The sequence below is a fragment of the Saccharothrix sp. ST-888 genome (genome assembly GCF_000955975.1).
Classification (GTDB): domain Bacteria; phylum Actinomycetota; class Actinomycetes; order Streptomycetales; family Streptomycetaceae; genus Kitasatospora.
Genome location: NZ_JYJF01000286.1, coordinates 1 through 1129, shown reverse-complemented (window position 1 = coordinate 1129; position 1129 = coordinate 1). Strand labels below are relative to the sequence as shown.

Sequence of the window (1129 nt, the reverse complement as noted above, 5' to 3'; positions counted from 1 at the left end):
TGAGTTCGGCCACCAGCGCCGGGGTGATCTTCCCGGTCGGCACGGTGATCTGCACGGGCGGTTTCCGGCCGAGTTCGGCGGAGGAGACGTCCAGGGTGGTGATCTCCTGGCCGAAGATGCTGAGCGTGCCGTCGCGCTCGTTGAGCCTTCCCCTGGCCGAGATCACGTTGTCCTCGATCATCTGGTCGGCCATCAGGTTGTAGGTGGCGGGGAAGAACAGCACCTCGACCGAGCCGTCGCGGTCGGCCAGCGTGATGATGGCCCACGCGTTGCCCGCCTTGTTGATCCGCCGGTCCACTCCGGTGATCAGGCCGGCCAGCCTGACCTCGCCCTCGGTCCGGCCCGAGCCGAGGAGCTCGGCGATGGAGACGTCGCGGTTGCGGGAGAGCAGGTGCTCGGCGCCGTCCAGCGGGTGGCTGGAGACGTACAGGCCGAGCATCTCCCGCTCCAGGCTGAGCAGTTGCTTGCGCGGCCACTCCCGTTCGGTGAGTTCGAAGTCCAGGCCGATGGTCGGGGTGTCGTCGCCGCCCAGGGCGCCGAAGAGGTCGTCCTGGCCGATCGCCTGCTGCTTCTTCACCCCGGTCACCGCGTCGATCGCGTTCTCGTGCACCGTGCTCAGCGACAGCCGGGAGTGTCCGAGGGAGTCGAACGCCCCCGCCTTGATCAGCGAGTCGACGGTGCGCTTGTTGCAGGCGACCAGCTCGACCTTGTCCAGGAAGTCCGCGAAGGAGGCGTACTTGCCCTTCTCCTTGCGGGTCTTGATCAGCGACTCGATGACCGGCACGCCGACGTTGCGCACGGCCTTCAGACCGAAGCGGACGTCGCTGCCGACGGCGGTGAAGTCGACCACGGACTCGTTCACGTCCGGAGAGAGGATCTTGATGCCCATCTGGCGGCACTCGGCCAGGTAGACCGCCATCTTGTCCTTGTCGTCGGCCACCGAGGTCAGCAGTGCGGCCATGTACTCGGCCGGGTAGTTGGCCTTCAGATAGGCGGTCTGGTACGAGACCAGGCCGTAGGCGGCGGAGTGCGATTTGTTGAACGCGTAGCCGGCGAACGGCACCAGGACGTCCCACACGGCCTGGATGGCCTCGTCGGAGTAGCCGCGTTCCCGGCAGCCGGCCTGGAA

At 67.1% G+C, this 1129-nt stretch carries 1 protein-coding gene; it reads right to left on the bottom strand.

Annotated elements, in window-relative coordinates:
• A partial coding sequence (locus UK12_RS32660; protein WP_045306835.1) for a helix-hairpin-helix domain-containing protein occupies positions 1-1129 on the bottom strand: 1129 nt, incomplete at both ends.